Below are 21,854 nucleotides of genomic sequence, written 5' to 3' on the forward strand. Positions count from 1 at the left end.
ATCACAGGGGGAGGTCGGCGAGAGAGCGTGCCGGATGGCGAGGTCCGAGGAAGACGACGATATCCCTGCCCTCGGGGGAGGTGTGGGTGGCCTGGGCCCAGCCCTGGCGGCGGTAGAAGGCGACGGCGCGCGGCGACCGGACGGAGGTGAGCAGCCAGGCACGGCCTTCGGGAGCGTCCTCGGTGACCGCGTCCAGCAGTTCGCCGGCCAGCCCCGTGCCGTGAGCGGCCGGGCGTACGGCGAGTTCGTCGATCTCGCGGGCCCCGCACAGCCACGCGACTGTGCGCTCGGCGCCGAGTCCGGCCGCAGCCTGTGGATAGCAGCGGTCGGTCGGGAAGGGGGCGACGGTCGTCCAGGCGGTGGTGAACCCCATGACGTCCGCTCCCGCGAACGCGAGGGCGGCGGTGAAGCCGGGACGTTCGACGTCGCTGACGAGTCTGCCCACGAACTCCACGGCCTTTTCCTGGTCTTCGTTCCAGGGCGGGGCACAGAAGGCGCCGACGTAGACGGCGTGCAGGGCCTCGGAGTGCTTGAGCAGCTCCCTGCCCCTCAGGACACGGATGTCAGTCGCCATCAGGCCGCCACCCCCGCCGCGGCCGTGGGATGCAGGGCTGCGATCTCCGGAACGACACCGCCGCAGCGGGCGTGCTCGTCCACGCCCGACGCCACAGTGTGGCCGAGCAGCCGTCCGTCCCGATCGATCCCCGTGCCGGTCTTGTCGCAGGACGACTCGATGCTGCGCACCTCGGGAGAGTCCACGTTCAGCCCTTCCTGCCGTGACGACCGGCGGGCGGCGCAACGGACGGCTCCCGCAGGCCAGATGCCTGCGGAAGCCCTCCCGTTGCCGGCGGGGTGCGGCCGGTGACGTCGTCCCAGTGGAGCGTGCGGTCGCACCAGCGGTCCAGGAGCACCTGGTCGTGGCCGACGGCGAGCAGGCCGGCGCCGGTGGTGGCGCGGTAGTCCTCGACGGCGGCCACCAGCGCGGCGGTGGTCGACGCGTCCAGCATCGCGGTCATCTCGTCGCAGATCAGCCAGCGCGGGCGCAGCACGAGGGCGCGGGCGAGGCAGGCGCGCTGGAGCTGGCCGTCGCTGACCTCGTGGGGGCGACGGCCCAGCAGATCGGGCGTGAGGCCGACGGCTGCGGCCAGCTCGGCGACGCGTTCGGGAATCTCTTCGCGGCGGCCGCACGCGCGCAGGGGTTCGGCGATCAGGTCGGTGAGCCCCAGTCGCGGGTCGGCGGAGAGACGCGGCTGCTGGAAGACGACGCCGATGGCGGTGCGTTGGGCGCGCGGGGCGCGGTGGCGCCAGCGGTGTATGGGTTCGCCGTCGAGGAGGAGGGCGCCCGAGTCGGGGCGGTGGAGCAGGGCGGCGACCCGGGCGAGGGTGGATTTGCCGCAGCCGCTGGCACCGAGCAGGCCGACGGCCTCACCGGGTGCGACGGTCAGGGAGGCGCCTTGCACCACCGGGGCTTTCCTGTCGTACCCGGCGGTGATGGCGCGCAGTTCAACCACGGATGTCCTCCGGAACGTGTGGATGGTGGCAGGCGGTTCCGCCGGTCGTCGGGGGGAGCGCGGTGCAGGCGTCGGTGGCCCGCTCGCAGCGTGGGGCGAAGGCGCAGCCGTCGGTGAGGCTGCCGAGTTCGGGCGGCATTCCGGGGATCGGGGTGAAGGCGCGGTCGGGGAGAGCCTGAAGCAGGCCGCGGCTGTAGGGGTGCTGGGGCCCGGCGGTGCCGAAGAACCTTTCCGCGTCGGTGAGTTCGACGATCCGGCCCGCGTACATCACCGCCACGCGGTCGGCGATGCGTGCGGCGGCCATGAGGTCGTGGGTGATCATCAGCAGGGCCCGCCCCGTGCCGTCCGGGTCGTCGGCGTCGACATGGCGCCGCAGTTCGTCGACCGTGTGGTCGACCAGGTCGCGGTCGAGTCCGGTGGTCGGTTCGTCGGCGAGCAGCAGGGGCGCGTCTCCGACCAGGGCGAGGGCGGTGGCGGCCCGTTGGGCGAGGCCGCCGGAGAGCTCGTGCGGGTGGCGGTCGAGGTGGTCGGTGGGGAACGCGGCGCGCTCGGCGGCCGTGACGGCTGCGGCCCGTAGGGCGGCACGCCCACGAGTGCCGGTCAACGTGCCGACCGTTTCCTCCAGGTGGGAGCGGACCGTGCGCACCGGGGTGAGGTGTGCGGCCGGGCTCTGCGGGATGAGCCCGATCAAGCGGCCCCGTACCGTCCGGGCGAGGGTGCGTTCGTCGGCGGCGAGCAGATCCAGGTCGCCCAGGCGCACCTCGCCCGCGGTCCGGGCGTTGGCGGGGAGCAGGCCGAGCAGGGCGGAGGCGAGGACCGACTTGCCGCAGCCGCTCTCGCCGATCAGGGCGAGGCACTCGCCGGCCGCCACGTCGAAGTGTGCGTCGGTGACAGCGGCGATCCGCCGTCCGCCGGGCATGAGGAAACGCACCGACAGCCCGCGGACCGACAGGACGGGATGTCGCACTGCGAGCGTCACAGCATCAGCTCCGATCGGCGGCGGGGGTTGATCCGCTCCCGCCAGGCTCCGGCGAGACCGGCGATGGCGAGGGTCGGGACGATGATGAACAGGCCGGGGAAGAGGGTGGGCCACCACTGCCCGGCCAGCAGCGAGCCCCGGGCGCCCTGGATGAGGGTGCCGAGGCTGGCCGTGTGGGTGGGCAGGCCGAGTCCTAGGAAGGACAGGGCCGACTCGTGCCACATGGCGTGCGGCACCATCAGCACGGCGGCCAGCGCGGCCTGCGGCAGCACGGCGGGCAGCAGATGCCGTACCGCCACCCGCCACCGGGACGCACCCCCGGACACGGCGGCGTCGATGTACGGCCGGGAGCGCAGGGAGAGCACCTCTGCGCGCACGATCCGCGCGGTGGACAGCCAGTGGGTGAGCGCGACCGAGACCACCACCGGCCAGACACCGGGCCGGAACATGGCGACGATGAAGATGCCGAGCAGCAGATGGGGCACGGACGAGAACGTGTCGACCACCCGCATGACGCCACGGTCGACCCAGCCGCCCAGGGCTCCGGCGGTCGCCCCGACGGCCGTGCCGATCACGGTCGCCGTGAGCGCCGCCGCCACCCCGACCAGCAGGGAGACGCGCAGGCCGTAGACGCAGCGCAGGAGCAGGTCCCGGCCGAGGTCGTCGGTGCCGAAGGGATGGTCCCAGCTCGGCGGCAGCAGCTTCGCGCCCAGGTCGACGGCCTGCTGGTCGAGCTGGACCAGCGGCGGTACGAGGAGGACGGCGAGGACGGTCGCGGTCACCAGTGCGGCCGAGACGCGCACGCGTATCGCCCGGGTGGAGCGGCGGTTGGCGCCGTAGGACCGCCAGGCGGTATCGGCCGTAGGTTCACATGTCACTGAACTTCACCCTCGGGTCGAACAGGCCGTACAGCAGGTCCGCGAGCAGGTTGCCGAGCAGCACGGCAGCGGTGGCCAGCGTGGTCAGCGCGGCGAGCAGCGGGAAGTCGACGGCGGTGGCCGCTTCCACGGTGGCCGCTGCGATGCCCGGCCAGCTGAAGACGCTCTCCACCAGCAGGGCGCCGGTGATGAGTTCGGGCACGCGGGAGCCGATCAGGGTAAGGACCGGCAGCAGTCCGGAGCGCAGGGCGTGGCCGAGCAGGACGGTGCGCTCGCTCAACCCCCTTGCCCGGGCGCCCCGTACGGGATCCTCCGCGAGTGCGTCCCCGACGCCCTGGCGGACGTACAAGGCGAACCAGGGCAGTTGGGAGACGGCGAGCACCCCGGCGGGCAACACGAGATGGCTCGCGAGCTGCCCCGGCGTGACCTGCTCACTCGCTGTGTCGGTGAGACCGCCGGCCGGGAGCACGCCCCACTGGAGGGCGAAGAGCCAGATGGCCAGCAGGGCGATCCAGAAGACGGGTGCCGCCTCCAGGGAGTAGGCGAGGGAGGTGACGATCCGGTCGAGCGCGGATCCGGGACGGCGGGCCGCCAGCACCCCGAGCACGGTGCCGGTCAGCACGGCCACCGCGAAGGCGACAGCGCACAACAGCGTGGACCAGACGAGGCGTTCGCCGATGACCTGGGCGACCGGCTGCCGCATGACAGTCGACTGGCCGAGGTCGCCGCCGAGCGCGGCGGTCAGCCAGTTCCACCAGCGGGAGGCGAACGGCTGGTCCACGCCGAGGTTCTCCCGCAGCCGCTCCAGGGTCTGTGCGTCGGCACCAAGAGCGGCGGTCCCGGCGTACGCCTTGACCGGGTCGAAGGGGGAGGCGGCGGCGATCGCGAAGACACCGAAGGTCACGACGAGGAGGACGGGGACGGCGAACAGCAGCCGCCGCCCCGCCAGGCGTGCCATCGCTCCCCACGGCAGAAAGGGCTTCACCTCTTCGGCTGCCAGGCTTCGAGGTTCCACCACGGGCCGCTGGCGAAGCCGTGCTCGTGCGGTTCGACCTGCGTGCTCAGACCGTCCCAGCGGTCGGCGAGGACGTAGACGTGGTTGATGTGGGTGAGGAAGGTGTAGCCGGGGTTCTTCAGCAGTTCGCGCTGGAGCGTGTCGTAGGCGGTCTCCCGGGCCGCCGCGTCCGAGTTGCGGCGGCCGGAGTCGAGCGCCTCGTCCACGGCCGGGTTGTCGTAGCGGGCCATGTTGTTGAAGCCGTCGCCGGCGAGGGAGGAGTGCAGCAGCGTGTAGAGACCGAAGTCGGGGTCGCCGTTGCTGCCGAAGCCGGCGAGGACCGCGGTGTTCTTCATCCGCGGCTCGATGACCTCCCAGGTGGCGCTCTCCGCCTTCACGTCGATGCCGGCCTTCTTGGCGTCGGAGGCGTAGGCGAGGGCGTGGTCCTGGCGGACCTTGTCGCCCGAGGGGTAGAGGAGGGTGAAGGCGGCCCGCTGTCGGTCCTTGGTGCGGATGCCGCTGTCTCCCGTCTTCCAGCCCGCCTGGTCGAGGATGCGCTTGGCCTTGGCGAGGTCCTGCTTGCGTTCGATGCCCTGGGCGAACCAGGGGTCGTCGACGGGCAGCGGCCCGTACGCGGGACGGCCGGCGCCGTCGAGGATCTGGTCGACCATGGTCTGGCGGTCCACGGCGGCGTCCAGGGCCTGGCGGATCGCACGATCCCCGGTGACCTTGTTCGCGGTGGGAAGGGTGACAGTACGGAAGTCGTACGTCTTCGCGTCGTAGGTCTTCTTCCCGGTGTCGTTCTTGAAGGTGGCGGCGAGGTTGGGCGGGAGCACCGCGCCGTCGAGGTCGCCGGAGCGCAGCCGGGTGGCGCGCACGTCGTCGTCCTCGATGATCGCCATGGTCACCTTCTTCACCTTCGGCGCACCGCCCCAATAGGTGGGGTTGGCCTTGAAGGTGAGCTTTTCGCCCTTGCTCCAGCCGGCGAGGACGTACGGGCCGGTGCCGACCGGCTTGGTGTTGAAGGCGCCGGTGTTGGGGTCCTGCTTGCCGGCGATGTGCTCGGGGACGATCGGCAGCACTGTGCGCCCGGCGAAGGGGGCGTAGGGGTACTTGAGGGTGAAGACGACCGTGTCGTCGCCGTCAGCCCGCACCTCCTTGATGGCGTCCAGCTCGCTGCGGGAGGTGTTGTTGGTCTTCGAGTCGAGGATCGTCTTGTACGTGAAGACCACGTCGGCGGAGGTCAGCGGTTCGCCGTCGCTGAACTTCACACCGTCGCGCAGGGTGTAGGTGTAGGTGAGGCCGTCGTCGGCGACTTGGGGCAGTGCCTTCGCCAGTGCCGGTCTCAGCTTCAGGTCGGTGTCCCGGGCGAGCAGACCATCGAAGATCTTCGAGTTGCCGTCCTTGCCGTAGCCGAGCAGCGGGCTGAGGGTGTCCGGCTCGGAGGCCACGCCGATGACGACGGAGTCGGCGGACCCGGTGTCGTCCGTGCCGCCGGTGGGGGCCGAACACGCGGCGACCCCGGTCAGTAGCGCCGCTGCGGCAGCGGCTCCTTGTATCCGTCGGAGCGTCATGGACCTCACACCCTTATTGCTGATGAAACGTTGTTGCATCATATGTGCAACTAGGGCGGCCCGTGTCGTGTCGAGGTCAGTCCGTCGGTGGTGTGGTGGCGTCTTCCGCGAGCAACAGGATCTCGGCGTCGATGCGGCCGAGTGCGTCGTCGGGGGGCGACGGCGGGATGCGCCCGGTCACGTGGAGGCCGGCCGCGTGGGCGCGCGACGAGCGTGCCGTGTGACCACGGGCGTTCGCTGACGGCGGCGAGGCGGGCGACGGGTTCTCCGGCCCGGTCAAGGGTGCTGTACTGCGGGAACAGGGTGCAGGAGAAGTGCGGGCCGCCGGGGTCGTGGCGCATGGCGGCGATTTTTGTAGATGTCTTGGCGGGGCCGGAGCGGCTCGGCGGACGGTTCGGACGGCGATGGATCGCGGCCGACATCTATACGATGTCCGGTCGGGAAACGGACGGCGGTGGAAGGGAGACAGGGCGTGGCGGATCAGCGGCAGCGTCCCCGGCGGCGGGGGCAGGGCGAGCTGGAGGCGCTGGTCCTGTCGGCGCTGCGGGAGGCGGACGGTCCGGCGACGGTCGGCTGGGTGCGGGAGCGGCTCGGCGGGGACCTCGCCTATACGACGGTGATCACGATCCTGACCCGGTTGCTGGCCAAGGGTGCGGTCACCCGGGAGCGGGCGGGTCGCTCCTTCGCCTGGACGCCCGCCTCGGACCAGGCAGGTCTGGCCGCGCGGAAGATGCGCAAGGTGCTGGACGCCGAGAGCGACCGGCAGGCGGTGCTGGCCAGCTTCGTCACCGGGCTCGATCCCAACGACGAACAGCTTCTGCGCCACCTGTTGGATCAGTCCCGGGGCGACGGGGAAGGCTGACACCTCGTGGGGGTCTTCGTCTTTCTTCCGCTGGTCCTGCCGCTCACCGCATGGCCGATCGCACGGCTGGCCGAGCAGCATCTGCATCCGCGGACCGCGACGAGGCTGCTGACCGGGGTGGCCGCGGTGATGGCGACGTGCAGCACGGTCTGCCTGGGGTTGGTGATGGTGGTCGGCACCGCCCAACTGCCCGGGAACCCGCTGCCGGACGGCTGGTCGGACCCCGAGGTGCGGGCGGCGGTTCCCTATGACGAGGTCGTCGGCAAGGCGGCGATCCCCGCGCTGTGTGCGGTGGTGGTGGCCTGCGGCCGGACTCTGTGGCGACACGGCCGGGTGCGCCGCAGGGCCCACCGTGCGCTGTCCGGGCTGCCGGACACGGAGGTCGCCGTACTGTCCGACGAACTCCCCTACGCCTACGCCCTGCCGGGCGGACGCCGGGATCGCGTGGTGGTGACCACGGCTCTGCTGGACTGCCTCGAACCCGCCGAGCGCCGGGGACTGTTCGCCCACGAGCGCGCCCATCTGGCCGCCCGACACGACCGCTTCCTGCTCGCCGTCCAACTGGCCGCGCGAGCCAATCCGTTCCTGCGGCCGCTGCGGACGGCGGTGTCGTACACGGCCGAGCGGTGGGCGGACGAGGACGCGGCTCAGGTCATCGGCAGCCGCCGGACGGTGGCATGCGCGATCGGCAAGGCGGCTCTCGTGTCGCGCGGGACCCCGGTGGCCACGCTCGCCGGTTTCGCCGCGCCCGGTCCGGTGCCGCGCCGCGTGGCGGCCCTGCTGGGGCCGGCTCCGGCGGTGCGCAGCTGGCCGTCGGTGTTCACGTCGGTGGGTCTGGCGGCGTGGGGCGCGGCCGCGGGAACGGCTGTATCGGCGATGTCGTCGGCGAACTCGGCGGTGACGATGGTCCTCATCCTGCATGCCGCGACGCCGCTGTGAGCCCTGCCGGGCGCGGTTGGGCGTGATCGACCAGCACGCCGAGCCCGGCGAAGAGTCTCACAAGGTGAAGCTGCGCGACGCGCGGCCTCACCGCGGTGGGGGCAGGTACCGCCCCTCACTGCGCCAGTACCACGGCGGTCACCTGTCCGGCGGGCTTGGAGAAGCCGGCCGGGGTGCTCGGAGTCGGGGTGATGCAGGAGGCAATGCCGTGGCCGACCTGGTGACTCGGGTCGTCAGAAGGGATGTGCGCCCCACGGCATCCCCGACATCCGCTGACCAACCGTGCCCGGCGGGCGCGCCGCTTGCGTCCGCCGGGCACGTGGGGCGTTGATCGGTCAGAGGTCGAACTCGTGCGGCGGCAGGTCGAGCGCGTAGCACGCCTCGCGCACCACGGCCTGCTCGTCCTTGTCGAAGTCCCCGTCGGCGCCGCCGATGACGATGCCGATCTGGACGACGGCCCGTGCCTCGGCGGGCTTCTTCTTCGCCTTGGCGATCTCCTGCATCACGCTGACCTTGCCGAAGTCGAAGTCGGTGGTGAGCTTGTCGAGGTTGTCCTCGAAGCGGCGGCGCAGGTCGTCGGCGGGGAAGTTCTGGAGCACCTCGTTGGTGGCGATGAGCTGGGCCACCCGCTGCCGCTCGGAGGGGTCGACCGTGCCGTCGGCGGCGGCGACCAGGGCGCACATCGCCATGCTGGCGTCGCGGAAGGCGCCGCTCTTCAGGTCGTTTTTCTTCGCCATGAGCTGGGTCTGCATCGTCGATGCGGACTCCTTGATGCGGTCCCACAGGGCCATGAGAACTCCATACGAACGTCGATTTTCTACAACACTGTAGAAGTTACCAGGAGGGGAGTGGCAGTGAGCCCTCTCTCCTCCCTGTCTGCGGTCCGCGCTCGTCCTCGCTCCGGCTCAGCCTTCGTCTTCCTCGTCGCCCTCGAAGAAGTCCCCGACCTCGTCGACGACTTCGGCCGCGACCATGCCGCCGCCGACGCCGACCGCGAGCCCGGCCGCGCCCGCGGCGACGGCGGTGCCCATGCCGGGGCCGGAGTGGTGGCCGTCGTGGTGGTGGTCGCCGTGTCCGTGTCCGGCGTGAGCGCCGTAGGACGCCCGGTGCTCGACCAACTGGCGGATCCAGCCGTCGACTTCCGTGTTCCAGTCGCGTGCCTCGTGGTGGCCGACGGTGAAGCGGGTGAGCGCGTCGTGACCGGAGGTGAAGAGGCCGCCGCGCTTGTCGGCCTCCAGGACCACCTCCAGGCCGCCCGGGTTGGCCAGGAAGGTCAGCTCGATCTCGTTGACCTGGTGGGCGTACTGCGGGGCCGGGGTGAGTTCGAGCTCCTGGTAGAACGGCAGCTGCTGGCCGGTGCCGCCGATGCGGCCGTACTCCAGGTCGGCGGACCGGAAGCCGAACCCGAGCTGACCGAGCGCCTCCAGGATGGCCTCCTGGGCGGGCAGCGGGGCGATGTCGAGCTGGTCGAGGTCGCCCTTGTCCTTGGCGCCGGCCACGGACAGCTCGGTGCGCACGCCGAGCACGATGCCGAGCGCCTGTCCGTACAGCTCGGTGATCGGCGTCTCCCACGGCAGCGTCACACTGAACGGCACGCTGCGCTCCTCGCCCTCGGCGAGCCGGAAGCCGCCTCCGACGGTGAACCGCTCGAAGGCGACGGCGCCTTCGCTCTCGCCCTCCGCGTGCTCGGCCTCGACCCTGGCCACCAGCTCCAGGGTGATGTGCTCGATGTCGAAGTCGGCGGTGCCGCCCTTGAGGCGGACCTGGCCGCTGAGCGTGCCACCGGGCCGGACGGGAGCCGGGTCGAGGACCGTGTCGACCGTGGGGCCGCCCACGCCGAGCGAGCCGAGCAGTCGTTTGAACACCATCGTGGCGTTCACTCCTTCACGTGCGTCTATGTGTTCCGGGTCGAAGAAGGCCCTTCTACAAGCGAGTAGAAGCATAGGACGGTCGGCGCCGGGGGAATGGCCTCGCACGGGCCCGCGTTGCGACAACGGCTGAAAACCGGCTCCCAGGAGTCGGCGAAGGTGTCGCTTTGCCGCTCCTTTACAGTGGGTGTAGAAGCAGGCGATTCTGTTTCCATCCCCTGTTTTCCGTGTTGTGTGCGTGATCAGAAGGAGCGACGTTCCCCCGATGGGTGAGCCTCCCAGTACCCGCCGTGCCGTACCCCGTCCGACTCATGAGAGTGAAGGAGCGGGGGTGGCACGGTGACCGAAGTCCTGCTGCTCCTGCTGGCCCTCCTCCTCACCTTGGCCTGCGCGGTGTTCGTCGCGGCCGAGTTCTCCCTGACCACCGTGGAGCGCGGTGAGCTGGAGCGTGCCGCCGAGGCGGGCGAGCGCGGCGCGGACGGCGCGCTGAAGGCCGTACGCCGTCTGACTCTCCAGCTCTCCGGCGCCCAGCTGGGCATCACCGTCACCTCGCTGGTGATCGGCATGCTCGCCGAGCCGTCCCTCGCCGCGCTGCTGCACGGCCCGCTGGAGGCGGTCGGTCTGGGCGGTGCCGCGTCGTCCGTGGCGACCGTGCTGGGCGTTGCGGTCTCGACCGTCGTACTGATGGTGGTCGGTGAGCTGGTGCCGAAGAACTGGGCGATCTCCCGGCCGCTGGCCGTGGCCAAGGTGGTCGCCGGGCCGCAGCGTGCGTTCACGGCCGCCTTCGGCCCGTTCATCGGGCATCTGAACAGAACCGCGAACCGGTTCGTACGCCGCTTCGGCCTGGAGCCGGCCGAGGAGCTGGTCTCTGCGCGCACGGCGGAGGAGCTGGGCGCGCTGGCCCGGCACTCAGCCGCCGAGGGGGCACTGGAAGCCGACTCCGCCGAGCTGTTCGTACGGACCCTGCACCTGAGCGAGCTGACCGCCGAGAACGTCATGACCCCGAGGGTCGACGTGAAGGCGCTCGAAGTGCACGCGACGGCCGCCGACGCGGCCAATCTCTCCCATGCCACCGGCCTGTCCCGCTTCCCGGTCTACCGCGACAGCCTCGACGAGGTCGTCGGCACCGTGCACATCCGTGACGTGCTCGCCCTGGAGCCCGAGAAACGGGTGGTCACCCCCATCACGGCGCTGACCACCGAGCCCCTGCTGGTGCCCGACAGCCTCACCGCCGACCGCCTGCTGGAACGGCTGCGCGCGAGCCGCACCATGGCCGTGGTCATCGACGAGTACGGCGGCACGGCGGGTGTGGCGACCGTGGAGGACATCGTCGAGGAGGTCGTCGGCGAGGTCATCGACGAGCACGACCCCGCCGAGACGCCCGACCTGGTGCCCGCTCCGGCGGGCCAGGACGGCCGCGCGGTGTGGGAGGCGGACGGCAGTGTCCGCATCGACCAGCTCGCGGACATAGGGCTGACAGCGCCGGAGGGGCCGTACGAGACCGTGGCGGGACTGGTCGCGACCCGCCTGGGCCGCATCCCCGCCAAGGGCGACACCCTCGACCTCGACGGCTGGCGGCTGGAGGTGGTGGTGGTGGAGCACCACCGCGCCGACCGGATACGTATCACCGAACCGGCCGCTGTACTGCCGGCCCAGCTCGCGGGCGGGACCCGATGACCGCCCTGCAGCTGGTCATCGGCGCCCTGACGCTGCTGACCAACGGGTTCTTCGTCGGCGCCGAGTTCGCCCTGGTCTCCGTACGCCGCAGCCAGATCGAACCCCGCGCCCAGGCGGGCGACCGGCGGGCGAGGATGACGCTGTGGGCGCTGGAGCACCTCTCCGCGATGATGGCCACCGCCCAGCTCGGCATCACCGTCTCCTCGCTGGTGCTCGGCGCGGTCGCCGAACCGGCTGTCGCCCACCTGCTGGAACCCGCCTTCGAGGCGGTGCACATCCCCCACGGCCTGGTGCATCCGGTCGCCTTCGCCATCGCGCTGACGCTCGCCACGTATCTGCACATGCTGATCGGCGAGATGGTGCCGAAGAACATCGCGCTCGCCGCCCCCGTGCCCAGCGCCCTGCTGCTGGGCCCGCCGTTGGTGGCGCTGACCCGGGCCCTGCGGCCGTTCGTGTTCGGGGTCAACGCCTTCGCCAACGCCCTGCTGAAGCTGCTGCGCGTGGAGCCGAAGGACGAGGTCGAGTCGGTCTTCACCGACGACCAGCTGGCCCGCATGGTGTTGGACTCCAGCGAGGCCGGACTGCTCAGCCCGGCCGACGGCGAGCGGCTGCGGGACGCGCTGGAGCTCGGCGCCCGCCCGGTCGGGGAGATCCTCGTCCCGGCTCAGCGGATGCGCACCGTCGACCACACCATCACCCCGGCGCGGCTGGAGCGAGTGGCCGCCGAGGCCGGATACTCCCGCTTCCCGGTCACCGGCCCCGACGGCGCCCTCCTGGGCTACCTGCACATCAAGGACACCCTCGGGGTCGCCGACCGCGACCGGCCCTTCCCGCGCACGGCCCTGCACCCGGTCACGCGGGTCCATATCGACACCCCGCTGGACGACGCCCTCACCACTCTGCGCGCCGAGCGGAGCCATCTCGCGGGGGTCCTCGGGGAGCACGGAAAGGTGATCGGGTTCGTGACGATGGATGACGTGCTGTCCGAGCTGGTGGGACCGGCGCCAGGCCGGGCGTGAGCGGCCTCTCGCCTCGTCACCGGCCCAGGAACGCCGCGCCCGGGAACACGGATGCGGTCAGAATCGTTGCCAAGGTGAACGTTCTAGTGAAGGAGCACCCACTTGTCCGCCAGATCGACGGACTCTCCGGGGCACAGTCCCCGACCATCCCGCCAGGTCATTCCTGAGCACGGCACGCGGCGGGGTGGTGTTCGATGAGTGCCGCACTCGGCCTGCTGGCCGTCCTGGTGTTGACCCTGGGTACCGGCTATTTCGTCGCCCAGGAGTTCGCGTACGTCTCCGCCGACCGGCTCGCCCTCGCCCGTGAGGCCGAGGCGGGGGACAGGCGCGCCGCTCGCGCCCTGAGGGTGCTGGAGCGGCTGTCGTTCATGCTGTCGGGCGCCCAGCTCGGTATCACCGTGACCGGCCTTGTCGTCGGCTTCATCGCCGAGCCGTCCGTGTCCGCGCTGCTCAGGCCCGCGCTGTCCGGCCTGGGCATGCCCGACGGCGCCGTCAGTGGCATCTCCGTGGTGCTCGCCTTCGTGCTGGCCACCGTCGTGCAGATGGTGATCGGTGAGCTGGCCCCGAAGAACCTCGCCATCGCCGTTCCCGAGCGGCTGGCGAAGTCCCTGGCCGCTTCCACGCTGGCGTACCTGAGGGTCGTCGGACCCGTCGTGCGCATCTTCGACGGCGCGGCGAACAGGCTCCTGCGCAAGGCTGGCATCGAGCCCGTGGAGGAGTTGCATCACGGTGCCACCCTGGAGGAGCTGGGCCATCTGATCGGCGAGTCCCACGAGCAGGGGCAGCTGCCCAAGGACACCGCCGCGCTGCTCGACCACGCCCTGGAGTTTTCCGAGCGGACGCTGGACGAGGTGATGGTGCCGCGCGCGGACGCTGTGTTCGTCCGCAGGGATGCCACCGCGGTCGAGGCGATCGACCTCATCGGCAAGCACGGCCACTCCAACTACCCCGTGTTCGGCGATCACCCGGACGACATCGCAGGTGTGCTCGGTGTGCGCGAGCTGATGACGCTGCCCGCCGACCGGCTCACCGCCACCACGGCGGGCGCGGCGGCCCGCCGGCCGCTGCTGCTGCCCGACACCTTGCCGCTGCCGGACGCCGTGGAGCAGATGCGGGAGCGGGACGACGAGTTCGCCGTGGTCCTGGACGAGCACGGCGGCGTGGCCGGCATCGTCACCTACGAGGACATCGCCGAGGAACTGGTGGGCGACATCGCCGACGAGTCCGACACCGTCACCGAGACCGCGGTCGCGGACGGGGAGGGCTGGCTGGTGGCCGCCGGGCGCCGTCTGGACGAGGTGGCCGAGGCCACCGGCATCGAGCTGCCCGAGGAGGAGGACTACGACACCGTGGCCGGCTTGATCGTCGACCGGCTGGGTCGCTTCCCGGCCATCGGTGACCGCCTCACCGTGCATCTGCCGGATGGCGGCAGCGCGGTGATCGACGTACGCACCCTCGACCGGCACGTACCGGAGCGGGTTCGGATCCAGCGGCTGGTGGCCGAGATGGCGGAGGAGTCGGCATGAGCTTCCCGATGGCGATTTTCGTCACCGTGCTGCTGCTGATCGGCAGCGGGTTCTTCGTCGCCGCCGAGTTCGCGCTCGTCGCCGCCAAGCGCCACCGCATGGAGAAGGCGGCGGCCGAGGGCGCGCGCGGCGCCAAGGCGGCTCTGGCCGGTATGCGGGAGCTGTCGCTGATGCTGGCCGGCGCGCAGTTGGGCATTACCGTGTGCACGCTGGGGCTGGGCTCGGTGTCCAAGCCCGCGATCTCCCATGAACTCGACCCGCTGCTGCACAAGCTGGGCCTGCCCAGCGCGCTCAGCTACGGCGTCGCGTTCGCCGTGGCCATGGTCGTGGTGGTCTTCCTGCACATGGTGGTCGGCGAGATGGCGCCCAAGTCGTGGGCCATCGCCCATCCCGAGCGCTCGGCGATGCTGCTTTCCCCGCCCTTCCGGGGCGTGGTCAAGGCCGTACGCCCGCTGATCTCGGCGCTCAACAAGATGAGCAACGGGCTGGTACGTCTTTGTCGGGTGACCCCGCGCGACGAGCTGGCCTCGGTTCACAACCGGGAGCAGCTCGCGCACCTGGTGGAGGAGTCGGAGCGGCTCGGCCTGATCAGCGAGTCGGACTCGGAGCTGCTGACGCGTTCCCTCACCGAGCCCGAGACCCCGGTACGGGACCTTTTGGTCCCGGCCGCGGAGATCACCTCGGTGGCCGCCGGCGCGGACGCCGACGAGATCCTGCGCCTGGCCGCCGGCAACGACCGCACCCGGCTCCTGGTCCGCGCGCACGGCACCGTCCTCGGCTCGGTCCACGCCCGCGACGCCCTGGTCGCCCGCGCCCAGGGACGGACCACCAGCGCGCGCTCCCTGGCCCGCCCGGTGCCCGAGCTGAGCGAGGATGCCACGGTCGCCGAGGCGATCGACCTGCTGCGCCGACGCCGGGCCTCGCTCGCCGTCGTCCGCGACGACTCCGGCCAGCTCACCGGCATGGTGAGCCTGGACGACCTGCTGGCCCGCTTCTTGCAGCCACAGGTGGCATAACGGCAGCCACTGACCCGAGCGCCCCGGCTTCCCGGGGCGCTCGCGTGCAGCGTCATCCGACCTCTCTCGCTCAGGGGTCAGACGTCGTTGTCCGGCCAGCCGAGAAGCCGGGCGCCGATGACGGCGGTCTGCAGGGTGTAGCGGTGGACGGGGTCCGCCGGGTTGGTGCCCGTGAGCGTGTGGATGCGCTCGAGGCGGTACGTCAGGGCTCGCACGCTCAGACGCAGTCGGCGTGCCGCCTCGGCCGCCACGCACCCCGCCTCGAAGTACGCGGTGAGGGTTCCGATGTGGGGCTTGGCGCCGCCGCGTGCCTGCTGGAGCGGGCCGAGGGCGCTGTGGACGAGGTCGGCCATGGCCTGCCGGTCGCGGGTGAGGACGGGGTAGACGAGCAGGTCGGCGGCGCGCAGCACTGGCTCCTCAAGATTCAGGCGGTCGGCCAGGTCGAGGGCGTTGAGGGCTTCCTCGTAGGAGTGGACGACCCCGCCGGCTCCGGGGTGGGGGCGGCCGATGGCGGCGCGACCGTGCTCGGTGGCTGCGTGTGCCTGCTTGGCGAAGAAGGCGAGCACGTCGTTCCGGTCGCCGGGGGCGATACAGACGAGGCGGCCGTCTTTGGTGGTGAGCAGGAAGTGGCGTTCGCCGAAGCGCGCGACAAGTGCCCTGTCCACTTGGCGGGTGGCGGAGTGCGTGTCGTCGACCGGGGTTTGCCCCTGGGCCACGGCGACGGCGTGGGCGCGGGAGAGGAGCAGGCCGAAGCGTTCGGCGCGCTCGGCCAGTCGGCCGAGGTCGCTGCGGCCGTAGAGGAGGTCGTCGATGAACTCTCGGCGGGCTGCCTCCTCCTGGCGTACCGCCAGTTTCTGGGCGCGTTCGTGGCCTTCGGCGAAGGCATCAACCGCCTGTTCGATGGCGGTGAGCACACGCTCGACTCCTGCGGGCGACAGGGTGGGGGAGAGCTCGCGGGCGGCGGACAGGTGCCGGCGGACGAGGGCACGCAGTCCCAGGCCCGCTTCCGCTGCCTGCTCTCCCTGAGCGCGGAGGGATTCCAGTTCGTCCCGGGTCAGCCGGCGGCCGGTGGCGCAGACGTCGGCCAGGATCCGGGCGTACCCCGCCAGGAACTCGTCGGGTTCCGCCGGCCGTGTCACGCGTCCTCCTCGATCTCGATGCTCGTCGGCGTCCTGCCGGCGCGCGGCCGACCAGAGTCACAGACCTTCCGTCCCGCCCACTTCGGGGCCTACGGAATACCGTCCGCACGCTGTGGTGTACCCCGGCCCATCAGTGTGGCGAAGTGGTCCCGCTCCTGCCGGTCGTCGAGATCCACCTTCTCGTACGGCTTCCGAGGCCACAGCGGGCGGCTATCGATCCAGGGAACGACGGTAGGAGTGTCGTCCAGCCAGCCCCGCAGCTCCAGCGTTCCGACCGGTGGGACAATGTTCCGCCCCGGATGTCTCGGATCACCGGGCGGGTTGACTTCCAGGGAGGCTTCCGGCAGGTCCTCCGGCCCTCCGTGCGCGGGGAACAGGATGAGGACCAGCCCGTCGTCGAACCCCGGCAGGGCCACGTAGCGTTTGGGCACGGGAACGGCTGCTCGGGCGGCTCGGTGCATCGCCCGCACCACGGGCACCGCTCGCAGTGCCAGCCGCCCCAGCCGAACGGCGTTGCAAGCGGACAGGACGCCGACGAGCAGCGGTAGGTAGTTCTTGAAGTCCCTGGTCCACAGCCACCACTCCAGCAGCGTCACCACCGCGAACGCCGCGTTGAGGGTGGCGGGCCCCACCTGCGAGACCTCCCGCAGAACCCGCACCCGCCACCAGGGCACGACCCGGGGGTCGGGTTCCATCCGTGGAAGCGGTCCGCCGGTGCCGGAACGGTCCATGCGATCTGACGGCGTCGGCATCCCATCGACTCCACCGGCCCGACAAGCCCGCTGACCCGGATCAGCAGCAGTGCCAGGCCACGGGCGCGGGGACGGCTCGACGACTGGTCGGGCGCGGGCACGTACCGGTGCCCAGCCATGCAACGAGGCGACCGCCAAGAGCACTACCCACGCTGACCAGACCGCCACCCGGAGCCAGGCGAGCGCTGCTCACTCCCTGTCTTTCCGCCACACAAGCCGACCGCCGCTCCAGTCCTCTGCCACGGCCGGTCGCCGCTGCGGCGGCGCTTCCGACTCGGGGCCCGGGCGGCGATGCCACCCGGGCTCCTTTACCAGTTCGTCGCGTCGACACTCAACTGATCGGGATCTTTCCGTTGGCTTCAGCGGCCGCCGTGGTCGCGGGCTGGGCAGCTCCCTCCCGCTGGGTGATGCCCTTCAGCAGCTCGGCGAGATCGACTCCGGTGGTGGAGCTGAGCAGTTCCATTCCCTGGGCCACGTTGTCGGCGACGGTGCGCGACAGCTGGCTCGCCCCGTCGGTGGAGATGACCGTCATCTTGTCCACGGCGCTCAGCGGCTCGGCGGCCTTGGCGACCACCTGGGGCAGCACCTCCACCAGCATCTGCAGCACCGCAGCGTCGCCGTAGCGCTCGAAGGCGTCGGCCTTCTTCTCCATCGCCTCGGCCTCGGCGGCGGCCTTCGCACCGATCGCCGCCGCCTCGGCCTCACCCTCCAGCCGGACCGCCTCCGCGATCGCCGCACGCCGGGACCGCTCGGCCTCACCCTGCTTGAGGCCCTCAAGGGCCTCCGCCTCGGCCAGTGCCGACCGCCGCTGCTTCTCGCCCTCACCGGTCAGCCGGGCACGCTCCGCCTCCGCCTGCGCGGACGCGATCTCCGCCAGCCGCTCCGCCTCGGCCTGCTTGACCCGGGCCACCCGCCTGGCCTCGGCCTCCTGCTCAGCCGCGTACCGCTGGGCGTCGGCCGGCTTGCGGACCTGGGTGTCGAGCTGACGGTCGGTCAGCGCAGCCTGCCGCTCGGCGACCTTCTCCTGCTGGGTGAGGATCTCCTGCTGGCGGGCCGCCTCGGCGAGCGGACCGGCAGCCGCTGCGCGGGCGGCGGCCTCATCGGTCTCGGCCTTGATCTCGGCCTGCTTGAGGTAGAAGGTCCGCTGGGCGACCGCGATCTCCTCCTCCGCCTTCAGCCGGGCCTGCTCGGCGGCGCGCCGGGCGACGGCCTCGGCGATGTCGGCCTCCTGCTTCGCGCGGGCCGCCTCCGGGCGTCCCAGGTCCTCCAGGTAGGAGCCCTCGGTGGTGATGTCCTGGATCTGGAAGGCGTCCAGCACCAGGCCCTGCCCGGACAGGCTCGCCTCCGCCTCCTCGGCCACCTGCCCGGCGAACGCCGCGCGGTCGCGGATGATGTCCTCCACCGACATCCGGCCCACGATGGCCCGCAGCGCGCCGGAGAGCACCTCCTGGGTGAAGCCGACGATGCCGTCCTGCTGCATCAGGAACCGCTGGGCGGCAGCCCGGATCGAGTCCTCGGTGCCGCCGACCTTGACGATCGCGACCCCTTCGAGGTTGGCCTTCACCCCGCGCAGGGTGACCGCACCGCGCACGGCCACAGGGATGTGCCGGGAAGACAGGTCGAGGGTGAACTTCTGCTGCACGAACGGCACGACGAACACGCCGCCGCCGACCACGACCTTCTGACCGCTGTTGTCGGTGAAGATCCGGCCGGTCTCCGGATCGGTGGACTTCTTGCCACGCCGGCCGGTGACGATGAACGCCTCGCTCGGACCGGCCACCTTGTACCGGCTGACGACGACCAGCGCGACCAGCACCAGGAGTACGACGACTCCCCCTGCCGCGATAACGACGGAACTCATGGTGTTGTCCCCTCAGCCCTCCCTGAGGACGGCATTCGATAAGGATGTGTGCGTATATGAACGGCACCGCTGGACCGGGTGCCGGAAGCCCGACAGGTCGCGTGGTTCAGCGCTCGACCGGGCGGACGGACACCGCCGACTGCGACAGCGCCCGCTCCACCCAGACCTCGGCTCCCCGGGCCACCGGAACCGGGCTCTTCGCCGAGAGCTTCACCGGCTGCCCGGCCAGGTGGACGAGCACCTCGCCGTAGCCATGGGCGGGGATGGAGGTGACCACCGACCCCGACGCGCCGATCAGGTCGTCGTCACGCGGGGCCCCGGAAGAGTCGCGCATCAGAGCGCGGCTGAGGCAGTAGGCGAACCAGCCGGTGAGCACGCCGGCCGGCACCCCGATCACCACGGCCCCCACCGCGCCCAGCCCTGTGGTCCCCATGACGATCGCCCCCGAGAACCCGAGCGTGGACAGGAACCCGGCGATCACCGGCAGCGACAGCAGCCCGTCGACGATGCCGTCCAGAACGGCGATGCCGTCGAACAGCCCCTCAAGCAGGCCGTCGAGGACGAACGACAGGGCAAGGAGGACGACCCCCGCAATGCCGAGTCCCAGAAACCAGGCCATCCGCCGACACCGCCTCTCCTTGCCTTACCCCCGTCGGTAGCTGCATCGTCACATGTGGACCCTGTGCACGGCATTGCCTGCTTCCGGCAATGTTTACGCGGCTTTTAGTGCCGGGCTCTCCACAGCCGGCCGGCTGGCGGCCAGGACCCCCGCGGATCCTCTGTGACAGGGCGTCAGGAGCAGGTACGCTTCCCCGCGGCGTGCCGGGAAGTCTGGTCGGCGATCTTGGGGGACGGAGGCGGAAGTTTCGCCGATCGGGGGGCCGGGCGTGGTGGTCAGCGTGGTCTTCGCGGTGGTACGTGTCCCTGTGCCCCCGCTCCTCCTCCGACTGACACGGGGGTGCCGTACGGCATGATCCAGTTTCCTCAGCCCGCACGGGGCGCGCCGCGTCCGGGACACATGATCGTGTGCGGTGACGACGCGCTCGCCGAGCGGCTGGCGGACGAGCTCGCCACGGTGTACCGGGAGCGAGTCACTCTCGTCGTACCGCCGCCGCGGCGCATCGGTGCCACCGCCGGAAGAACGCTCGCCGGGACTCTGCTCGGCCGGGTACAGGCCGCCATGAACCGTGCCGAGCCCTCGGTCGGCTCCGGCCCCACCGCCGCACCCCGCATCATCGAGGCCGCCGAGCTCGACGCGGCCACCCTGGCCGCGGCGGGCGTGAGCGAGGCGGCGGCCTTGGCGCTCGTGCATGACGACGACGAGACCAACATCCGCGCCGCGCTGGCCGCGCGTCGACTCAATCCCAGGCTGCGGCTGGTCATCCGGCTCTACAACCGCAAGCTCGGACAGCACCTGGAGGAACTCCTCGACCAGGCCGCGGCCCTCGCCGTGCCCGGACTCGACCCGGAGGCCCTGGATACCTCCACCACCGTTGTGTCGGACGCGGACACGGCGGCACCCGCGCTCGCCGCCACCGCCGTCGCGGGCACCAGCAAGGTCGTCCAGGCCGACGGACTGCTGCTGCGCGCTGTGGAACGCACGCCGCCTGACCACGGTCGGGCGGCCGGCCCCGGCCTGTGCACCCTCGCCCTGCTCTCGTCGACTACGAACGACCCGGCCGGGTCGGAGGGCTCGGACGCCAGCGGCCGCGAAGCGCCGATTTTGCTCCCTGACGACGACACCGTCGCCGGAGCCACCGGACATGGCACGGTGGTGCTCGAAGCCGTTACCCACACCGCGTCCGCTTCCGCACAGCGACGGCTGATGAAGCGCGGACTGCCGCTGGGTTCCCTCTTCTCACGCCGGCTGCGCTGGTCACTGGCCGGTCTGGCGGCCTGCGTCCTGGGGGTGGCCGTCGCGACGTGGCTCACCACCGGTGACCATCCGCTGCACGCCGCCTACCTCACCCTTCTCGACCTCTTCGCGATCGGTGACCCGGCGATCGGCGAACCCACGGCGCGACAGGTCCTTCAGCTCCTCGCCGGTCTGGCCGGCCTGCTGCTCCTGCCCGTGCTGCTCGCGGCCGTCCTGGAGGCGCTCGGCACCTTCCGCGCCGCCTCCTCGCTCCGCCGCCCGCCCCGCGGCCTGTCCAGCCACGTCGTCCTGCTCGGCCTCGGCAAGGTGGGCACCCGGGTGCTGGCCCGGCTGCGGGAACTCGACATCCCCGTGGTGTGCGTCGAAGAGAACCCCGAAGCACGCGGCATCCCGCTCGCCCGCCGCCTGCGCGTTCCCACCGTCATCGGCGACGTCACCCAGGAAGGCGTGCTGGAAGCCGCCAAGATCCACCGCGCACACGCCCTGCTCGCCCTCACCAGCAGCGACACGACGAACCTGGAAGCGGCCCTGTACGCACGCACCGTCACACCCGACCTGAGGGTGGCCCTGCGGCTGTACGACGACGGGTTCGCCACGGCCGTCTACCGCACGCTGCGTGCCGCCCATCCCCGGGCGCTCACCCGCAGTCGCAGCGTCTCCAGTCTCGCGGCGCCGGCCTTCGCGGGGGCCATGATGGGCCGCCAGGTCCTGGGTGCCATACCGATCGAGCGCCGCGTGCTGCTCTTCGCCGCCCTGAACGTCGCCGGACACCCGCAGCTGGAGGGGCGGACGATCACCGAGTCGTTCCGCCCTGGAGCCTGGCGTGTCCTGGCCATCGACATGGCGGCACCGGACGAGCGGGTGCCCGACCTCGCCGCCATACCGACAGCGGACGGCACCGGCCGTCCTGGCGGACTCGTATGGGACCTTCACCCCGGATACGTGCTGCGGCCCGAGGACCGGGTGGTGCTCGCCGCGACCCGTCAGGGCCTGGCCGAACTCCTCGGCCGGCAGGCACCCCTCCCGCTACGCGGAGCCGGCACATAGCGCTGCGCAACCATGACAGGCGGGAAGGAGGACAGGCTCTTCGACCGGTGGCGCGGCATCACGGCTGTCACGCGCGGCGTGTGGACCGGTGAAAGAGCTGGGCGGTGAGCGTCCCCACCAGACATGCCCAGGCCGGCGCGCCGGTGATTCCGATGTGGTCCCAGCCGAGCAGGACGGTGGCCGCTGCCGCGACGGCTCCCGCAGCCAGGGCCTTCCCGTCGGTGACGAAGGCCCACTCCTCGCGGGCTGTGCCCGGATGCCGGAGTTCGGTGAGTGCGGTTGTGATGACAAGCGCCGCGAGGATGATCGCCGGTGCGAGCAGGGGCCGCGCCGGCG

19 protein-coding genes and 1 pseudogene are annotated in these 21,854 nt (G+C 71.5%); 7 read left to right on the forward strand and 13 right to left on the reverse strand.

From position 1 onward, the window contains the following. Nucleotide 1: 1 nt before the first annotated feature. The 7 genes and pseudogenes from ACIHAR_RS00435 to ACIHAR_RS00465 form a co-directional block, all read right to left on the reverse strand. Entirely contained in the window at nucleotides 2-574 is a 573-nt protein-coding gene (locus ACIHAR_RS00435; RefSeq protein ID WP_400015542.1) for a GNAT family N-acetyltransferase, read from the reverse strand. Nucleotides 575-609: 35 nt separating this feature from the next. Beyond that, nucleotides 610-759, reverse strand: a pseudogene (locus ACIHAR_RS00440) (tRNA (adenosine(37)-N6)-threonylcarbamoyltransferase complex transferase subunit TsaD); the annotation flags it as partial. A 2-nt stretch (nucleotides 760-761) separates the two neighbouring features. Beyond that, nucleotides 762-1,511, reverse strand: a complete 750-nt coding sequence (locus ACIHAR_RS00445) for an ABC transporter ATP-binding protein (protein WP_400015544.1) — start codon at nucleotides 1,509-1,511, stop codon at nucleotides 762-764. Continuing rightward, complete coding sequence (locus ACIHAR_RS00450) at nucleotides 1,504-2,430, reverse strand: ABC transporter ATP-binding protein (protein ID WP_400016303.1); 927 nt, start codon at nucleotides 2,428-2,430, stop codon at nucleotides 1,504-1,506. The genes ACIHAR_RS00445 and ACIHAR_RS00450 overlap by 8 nt, the downstream gene beginning before the upstream one ends. 56 nt (nucleotides 2,431-2,486) lie before the next feature. Next, nucleotides 2,487-3,368 carry an ABC transporter permease gene (locus tag ACIHAR_RS00455; RefSeq protein WP_400015546.1) on the reverse strand — a complete coding sequence of 294 codons (882 nt, stop codon included), beginning with the start codon at nucleotides 3,366-3,368 and terminating at the stop codon, nucleotides 2,487-2,489. Beyond that, the gene (locus ACIHAR_RS00460) at nucleotides 3,358-4,326 is read right to left on the reverse strand and encodes an ABC transporter permease (RefSeq protein ID WP_400015548.1); all 969 of its coding nucleotides are present in this window, start codon (nucleotides 4,324-4,326) and stop codon (nucleotides 3,358-3,360) included. Before ACIHAR_RS00460 ends, ACIHAR_RS00455 begins: the two co-directional genes overlap by 11 nt. 23 nt (nucleotides 4,327-4,349) lie before the next feature. Continuing rightward, entirely contained in the window at nucleotides 4,350-5,936 is a 1,587-nt protein-coding gene (locus ACIHAR_RS00465; RefSeq protein ID WP_400015550.1) for an ABC transporter substrate-binding protein, read from the reverse strand. A 472-nt stretch (nucleotides 5,937-6,408) separates the two neighbouring features. Here ACIHAR_RS00465 and ACIHAR_RS00470 point away from each other — a divergent pair, with 472 nt between their 5' ends. Then, the gene (locus tag ACIHAR_RS00470; protein WP_365456617.1) at nucleotides 6,409-6,798 is read left to right on the forward strand and encodes a BlaI/MecI/CopY family transcriptional regulator; all 390 of its coding nucleotides are present in this window, start codon (nucleotides 6,409-6,411) and stop codon (nucleotides 6,796-6,798) included. A gap of 6 nt (nucleotides 6,799-6,804) precedes the next feature. Next, nucleotides 6,805-7,737, forward strand: coding sequence for a M56 family metallopeptidase (locus ACIHAR_RS00475; protein ID WP_400015552.1), 933 nt, complete (start codon nucleotides 6,805-6,807; stop codon nucleotides 7,735-7,737). Nucleotides 7,738-8,072: 335 nt separating this feature from the next. On the opposite strand, the gene ACIHAR_RS00480 is transcribed toward ACIHAR_RS00475, so the two are convergent. Both ACIHAR_RS00480 and ACIHAR_RS00485 read right to left on the reverse strand, forming a co-directional pair. Next, nucleotides 8,073-8,528, reverse strand: coding sequence for a TerB family tellurite resistance protein (locus tag ACIHAR_RS00480; RefSeq protein WP_365456611.1), 456 nt, complete (start codon nucleotides 8,526-8,528; stop codon nucleotides 8,073-8,075). Nucleotides 8,529-8,642: 114 nt separating this feature from the next. Beyond that, the gene (locus tag ACIHAR_RS00485; RefSeq protein ID WP_400015555.1) at nucleotides 8,643-9,605 is read right to left on the reverse strand and encodes a sporulation protein; all 963 of its coding nucleotides are present in this window, start codon (nucleotides 9,603-9,605) and stop codon (nucleotides 8,643-8,645) included. Between the two features lie 339 nt (nucleotides 9,606-9,944). Here ACIHAR_RS00485 and ACIHAR_RS00490 point away from each other — a divergent pair, with 339 nt between their 5' ends. The 4 genes from ACIHAR_RS00490 to ACIHAR_RS00505 all read left to right on the forward strand — a co-directional run bounded on the left by ACIHAR_RS00490 (nucleotide 9,945) and on the right by ACIHAR_RS00505 (nucleotide 14,843). Then, complete coding sequence (locus ACIHAR_RS00490; RefSeq protein ID WP_400015557.1) at nucleotides 9,945-11,282, forward strand: hemolysin family protein; 1,338 nt, start codon at nucleotides 9,945-9,947, stop codon at nucleotides 11,280-11,282. Then, nucleotides 11,279-12,301, forward strand: coding sequence for a hemolysin family protein (locus tag ACIHAR_RS00495; RefSeq protein ID WP_365456602.1), 1,023 nt, complete (start codon nucleotides 11,279-11,281; stop codon nucleotides 12,299-12,301). Before ACIHAR_RS00490 ends, ACIHAR_RS00495 begins: the two co-directional genes overlap by 4 nt. Nucleotides 12,302-12,495: 194 nt before the next feature. Beyond that, a complete protein-coding gene (locus ACIHAR_RS00500) occupies nucleotides 12,496-13,827 on the forward strand; it encodes a hemolysin family protein (protein ID WP_400015558.1) in 1,332 nt (443 codons plus the stop codon). Next, nucleotides 13,824-14,843: a hemolysin family protein gene (locus ACIHAR_RS00505; RefSeq protein WP_400015560.1), complete on the forward strand. Its 1,020-nt coding sequence runs from the start codon at nucleotides 13,824-13,826 to the stop codon at nucleotides 14,841-14,843. The genes ACIHAR_RS00500 and ACIHAR_RS00505 overlap by 4 nt, the downstream gene beginning before the upstream one ends. A 77-nt stretch (nucleotides 14,844-14,920) precedes the next feature. On the opposite strand, the gene ACIHAR_RS00510 is transcribed toward ACIHAR_RS00505, so the two are convergent. From ACIHAR_RS00510 to ACIHAR_RS00525, 4 genes are all read right to left on the reverse strand, one after another. Then, nucleotides 14,921-15,982 carry a PucR family transcriptional regulator gene (locus ACIHAR_RS00510; protein ID WP_400015562.1) on the reverse strand — a complete coding sequence of 354 codons (1,062 nt, stop codon included), beginning with the start codon at nucleotides 15,980-15,982 and terminating at the stop codon, nucleotides 14,921-14,923. Between the two features lie 89 nt (nucleotides 15,983-16,071). Further along, entirely contained in the window at nucleotides 16,072-16,677 is a 606-nt protein-coding gene (locus ACIHAR_RS00515; RefSeq protein WP_400015564.1) for a hypothetical protein, read from the reverse strand. A gap of 388 nt (nucleotides 16,678-17,065) precedes the next feature. After that, nucleotides 17,066-18,595, reverse strand: coding sequence for an SPFH domain-containing protein (locus ACIHAR_RS00520; protein ID WP_400015567.1), 1,530 nt, complete (start codon nucleotides 18,593-18,595; stop codon nucleotides 17,066-17,068). Nucleotides 18,596-18,701: 106 nt separating this feature from the next. Beyond that, nucleotides 18,702-19,214 (reverse strand): hypothetical protein, encoded by a 513-nt coding sequence (locus ACIHAR_RS00525; RefSeq protein WP_400015569.1) that lies wholly within the window; start codon nucleotides 19,212-19,214, stop codon nucleotides 18,702-18,704. A gap of 399 nt (nucleotides 19,215-19,613) precedes the next feature. Between ACIHAR_RS00525 and ACIHAR_RS00530 the strand changes: the two genes are divergently transcribed. After that, nucleotides 19,614-21,518, forward strand: coding sequence for a potassium channel family protein (locus ACIHAR_RS00530; protein WP_400016305.1), 1,905 nt, complete (start codon nucleotides 19,614-19,616; stop codon nucleotides 21,516-21,518). Nucleotides 21,519-21,854 lie beyond the last annotated feature (336 nt).

The organism is Streptomyces sp. NPDC052016 (assembly GCF_044548445.1).
Lineage (GTDB): Bacteria > Actinomycetota > Actinomycetes > Streptomycetales > Streptomycetaceae > Streptomyces.